General features: G+C 60.7%; 5 protein-coding genes. All 5 read right to left on the reverse strand.

Annotated features, from left to right (window positions below; translation table 11 throughout):
* Positions 1-766, reverse strand: a 766-nt coding sequence (locus VGL70_08080; protein ID HEY3303477.1) for an ABC transporter substrate-binding protein, incomplete at its 3' end; no start/stop codon positions are given.
* A gap of 149 nt (positions 767-915) precedes the next feature.
* Positions 916-1,890, reverse strand: coding sequence for an ABC transporter substrate-binding protein (locus VGL70_08085; protein ID HEY3303478.1), 975 nt, complete (start codon positions 1,888-1,890; stop codon positions 916-918).
* A 64-nt stretch (positions 1,891-1,954) separates the two neighbouring features.
* Positions 1,955-2,395, reverse strand: coding sequence for a cupin domain-containing protein (locus VGL70_08090; GenBank protein HEY3303479.1), 441 nt, complete (start codon positions 2,393-2,395; stop codon positions 1,955-1,957).
* A 169-nt stretch (positions 2,396-2,564) separates the two neighbouring features.
* Entirely contained in the window at positions 2,565-3,146 is a 582-nt protein-coding gene (locus tag VGL70_08095; GenBank protein HEY3303480.1) for a cysteine hydrolase, read from the reverse strand.
* Between the two features lie 186 nt (positions 3,147-3,332).
* The gene (locus VGL70_08100; protein ID HEY3303481.1) at positions 3,333-5,174 is read right to left on the reverse strand and encodes a hydantoinase B/oxoprolinase family protein; all 1,842 of its coding nucleotides are present in this window, start codon (positions 5,172-5,174) and stop codon (positions 3,333-3,335) included.
* Between the last annotated feature and the right edge of the window lie 42 nt (positions 5,175-5,216).

A 5,216-nucleotide genomic window follows, 5' to 3' on the forward strand; every position in this document is an offset into this window, starting at 1 on the left:
TCCCGGCGTCCGTAAATCCGCCGGGGTCCTTGACGCTGATCGCGCCGACGATGGCGCGCGCCGCCGAAAGCGCCGCTTTGGCTTCGAGGGCCAGCGCCTTCTCGGCGACCTGCGCCGCCGCCTGCGGTTGATCGCGCGTCAGGACGATCGCCTTGAGAGTGGCGCGGAGAAATTTTTTCAGCGTGTCCGGACTCGCGGCGAGAAAACGGTCGCTCGCGGCAAAGCCGGAGAACGGCGTTTTTTGCAGATCGCCGAAGGAAGCGAGTTGCTTGAGTCCCTCGACCTGGCCTTCGGCGATCGCGGCGCCGTCGGGATTGAGCAAAGTCGCATGGACCAGCCCCTTCGCCATGCCGAGGATGCGCTGCGGCTCCGGGCCCAGCGGCACCAGCGTGTAATCTTTGTCCGCTAGCCCGTTCGCCTTGAGAATTTGCCGCGTCGCATAATCCACCGCGCTGCCGTAGCTCAGGATCGCGATATTCTTGCCCTGGAGATCCTTGACCGAGCGAATTTCCGGCCGGGCGACGAAAACCATCGTCGGCCGGTCGTAATAAAAGACCACCGCCTTCACCGGCGTGCCGGTCATCGCCGCACGCATGGCGGTATCCGCTGGAGCGACATGGATCTCGCCGGAAAGAAGTCCGGCGATGCTCGGCCCCGTCGCCATCACCGGCGTGCTCACCTCCAAGCCCTCGGAACGATAGAATCCTTTCTCCTGGGCGACGAATACCGGCAGAAAACCGAAGCTCTTGGTCGGAATCGCCTGCACGATTTTGATTTCCGCATAAGTCGTTCCGCCGGATAGAAAAACTAAAACGCCGAAGGCGAGAGCCTTGAGGCAAGAGGCGAAAGGCGTGAGGCTTGAGCCCTGAGGCGCTTCTGCCCTACTGCCTACTGGCTTTTGCCTCCTGCCTGCTTTCACTTGATAATCTTGGCCGCCCGCGCCAGCACGCTCGGCGGAATTGTGAATCCGATCTGCTTCGCGGTCTTCAGATTGATGATCAGATCGATCTTATCGACCCCCTCAACCGGCAAGTCCTTGGGTTTAACACCACTAAGAATGCGCTGGACGTACTTCGCCGACAGGCGGCCAACTTCGTGGTGGCTCACGTTGTAACTGGCGAGGCCTCCCTGGACGACAGCACTTTGATCTAAGAACATAGTCGGTAACCTCTTGGCCTTTGCCGTGTCGATGATCAGTTGAGCCTGGTTATTTACCATCGAGTCCGACAATTGGAAGAAGGCATCCACCTCCCCGGCCCTAACCGCTCGTATACCCGCCTGAAGTTCCTCGACGGAAGCGAATTGCCGTTCGACAAGCTCGACACCCCGCAGTCGAGCCTCCTCCCGCGCAAACTTGGCGGACTGGCTGGCAACAGGATTGCGGGGGTCGTAGAAGGCCACAAGCCGGCGGAGCTTAGGGACGATCTCTTTCAGGATCTCCAGGCGCTTCGCGGTCAGGTCGGTGCCCGGTTCATAGACCCCGGTGAGCCTTCCCCCCGGTTTTGCGAAGCTGTCCACGAGTCCGAGAACAACCGGGTCGGACCCGGCAGAGAAAACGATGGGGATGTCTGCAGTCGCCCGCCTTGCTGCTATAGTAACGGAGCTGCGGGTTGCATATATCAGGGTGACTCTCTCTTTTTCGAGATCCCTCGCGGCCTCTTCCGCTGCTTTCAGATCGCCTTTTGTATCCCGGATTTCCAAGACAAATTGTTTCGACTCTTCGAGCCCTAGCTCCCTTAAGCCCACGCGAAGCCCGTCAATTATCTCGTTCCATGCGCTGCCTGGAAGGAGGACACCGACACGGAAGACCTTCGGCTGCTGCGCCTCTGCTAAGGGAACAGCGGCCAGAAGAATAGTTGCCAGCAGGAAGGCGCTGATGTTTTTATTCATGGTCTTTTCTCCAATCCAAAATCTAAAAATCGGCAATCTAAAATCGTTCTGCCTCCTGCCGGCTTCACTTTCTCTCAATGGTCTTTCCAATCTCGTAGTCATAATCGATCTTTTCCTTGTCCTCGATCTCGAAGAGATCGAGCGACTCCATCAAGGGCCGGTTGATCGTCGCCAAAAACAGCGCCGGCTCTTTCGGGTCGAGATTGCAGTTGCTGTGCCACGCCATGACAGGGATGCAGAGGATGTCGCCGGCTTCCCAGTCGATCCGTTCGCCTTCGACCATCGTGTAGCCCTTGCCCTTGACGATATAGATGATCGCCTCGTTGCGATGGCGATGCGTCCCCGACTCGCCGCCGGGCGGTATCTCGCGGTAAAAAGTCAGCATCGTCCGGACCGGAAATCCGAGGCGCGGCGAAACGACTTCCATACGGCGCCCGCCGGTGCGCGCCGGCACGAGCTGGACATCCCTTTTGCGCGCGATCATTTTCGGTTTCGTTTTTTCCATGAACCCTCCTTTTTTCGTCGTAGGTCGGAACTATTACCGCTGAACCCTAATCATTTCCCTCTCCCGCTTGCGGGAGAGGGCGAGGGTGAGGGCAAAGTCTGCACGAACCACCCTCACCTCAATCCTCTCCCTCCCTCGGGAGGGAGAGGAAGACAGAATCGAGATTAATTTACACTTGCGACCAAATTCTCTCGACTTCCTCAGCGCTCACCACTTTGCCAAAAAAACCGCCCAAACTTTCCAGCGAACCCTTATGCGCGGCCACGCTCCTGGCCGCGGTTCCATCGGATACGATGAAACTCTCGTAGTCGCGGTTGAACGCGTCCCGCGCCGTCGATTCCACCGACCGGTTCGTCGCCACGCCGCACATGAAAATCGACCGTGCGCCGAGCCCGCGCAAAGTCGAATCCAGCGGAGTCTCGAAAAAAGCGCTGGGCCGCCGCTTGCGGATGACGACTTCGCCTTTTTGTGGAGCGATCTCGTCGACGATCTTCACGCCCCAACTGTCCTCTATCAAAGAGCCGCTCTTCCGGCTGGGAGACTGCGGCGATGCATCGACGAAGCTCGGATGATATGCGGTGTAGATAAAAATCACGGGAACGGCTTTCGCCCGCGCGGCCGCGAGCAAGCGTCGAACGTTGGGCACGAGTGGGGCGAACTCAGGCGGAAAACCGCCGTGATACAGCTTGCCTTCGGGATGGAGCAGCTCGTTCTGCATGTCGATGATCAGAAGGACGTTCTTGTCGGCCATGATTGTCTTCGACCTCTCGATCGCCGGTTCGAGGCTGGATGCGAAAAACAAGTCACTCCGCGCATGGGACGTCGAGAAAGAATTCCCTCTCCCCTCGCGGGAGAGGGTCAGGGTGAGGGGCGCTACAACCGTCGCCACCCTCACCTCATTCCTCTCCCGTCAAGGGAGAGGAGGTTCGTAACCCATTCAATCTCCACATCCACGCTGATTGCGTATTTCTTCTCTTTTTGTTTTCGTTCTTTCCTTATTAACGCTGCGAAAACCTTCATCCACTACGACACCGTAGATCTCTTCCGCGGATCGGAGGCTCACCAAGCCTTTTCGGACGTCGGCCAAAACCATTTCCGGATCGCGTTCCAGCGGATCGCCGAATCCGCCGCCGCCGCAGGCGACGCGCTCGAAGACGTCGCCTTTCTTGAGAAACGTCTCCTCGCTCGATTTCGGCTCGAGACGCCCGCCGAGCGCGTCGAAATCTACCGGCACTTCGCCCGCGGCGAGCCGCTCGTTGACCGCAGTGCCGCGGCGGATGTTGAACTGCGTCGTGCTGCCCGGATAACCGCCGGCGATCCCCGCCGACGCGGGCTGCTCGATGCCGCAGCCGTGGACCACGCACGTTGGAATTTCCTCCACGTCGTGCGGCGTCATCGCCAGACCGATCCCCACGCCACCGCGAAATTTTCCCGGCCCGCCGGTGTCGGGCTCCTGCCTGCGGTACAGATAGAGGAGCGGATAGCGGAACTCGTAGGTCTCGACGTTCGCGATCGCGCAGGCGAGCGAGCGGACAAAGCCTCCGGTGTCGATGCCGTCGCTGCCGGCGCGCGCCCCCGCGCCGCCCGCCATGCCGTCGAGCATGGTCGAGCCGAACGGCTGCCCGCGCTGGTCGAGGCCGAAAAGCTCCTGCTGTCCCGACGCGCCGTTCCAGCACGCCATCAATCTCGAAGAGTGCGTCTCGCTCGCGTCGAGCATCTTCGCGAGGCAGGCGCTCACCGCCGTCGTGGTGACGAAGCTTCCGGCCGTCGTCGCCTTGGCGGCGCCCGCCGGCCACGCGGCTTCGACGACCGTTCCCTTCTTCGAGACGATTTTCAGCGGCCGCAGGCCGCCGGCCGGGCACATCGGAATGTCGTAGCAGAGATAGGCGATCACCGCGGCCTGCACGCCGGCGAGCAAGCCGGAGTACGTGCAGTTCGCCACGGCGGGCGCCTGCTCCGAGCTTTCGGTGAAATCGAGAGTCAGCTCGTCGCCTTGCTTCGTCATCTTCAAGCGGATCGCGTACACGGCGCCGTCGTAGTCGATGTAAGAAGTGTGGCTCCAGCTCCCGTCCGGCAATTCGCTGAGGCGCGCGCGCAGCTTCGTCTCCGTCAACTCTATGATGCGCGCTAGGACTTCGCCCACCGCATCGGCGCCATAGCGCTCGGCGATCGCGGCGATCCTCTCGCCCATAACGAGGTTGGCCGCGATCTTGGCGCGGAGGTCGAGCGCGTTCAAGTCCCGTGTCCGCGAGCGGATGAGGTACTCCTCTTCGAGATCGCGCCTGAGGACGCCGTGCTCGATGATCTTAACCGGCGGGATCACCGGCGCCTCTTCGAAGATCGACTTTGCGCCGGTCGCCGCCTGGCTGCCCTTGGACGAGCCTCCCACGTCCACCTGATGGATCGTCGCTCCCGTCCAGGCGATGAGCTTTTCTCCGGCAAAAACCGGCGCGACCAGAGTCACGTCGTTCTGGTGCAGCGCGCCGGAGTACGGATCGTTGCAGAGAAACATGTCGCCAGCGGCGAAGCCGGGATTGTCGGCGTATTTTTCGAGAATCGTCTTGACGATAAGCCCCTGGCCGATGGCGAGCGACGCGACATAGGGCCCCATGACGACGGCGTCGCCCGCCGGATTCATGATGCAGGTGTTGAAGTCGTGCGCCTCGCTGGCGATGGGAGAGCCGGAGATATTTTTGATCGCGCTCGCCGCCTCGGCCGCGATCGACCACAAGCGGTGGCGCAGGACTTCGAAGCGGATCGGATCGAGGCGCGTCTCCATGATGTCAAGCCGTCAAGCCATCTCTATCAAAAGATTCATGTA

The organism is Candidatus Binatia bacterium (assembly GCA_036504975.1).
Classification (GTDB): domain Bacteria; phylum Desulfobacterota; class Binatia; order UBA9968; family UBA9968; genus JAJPJQ01.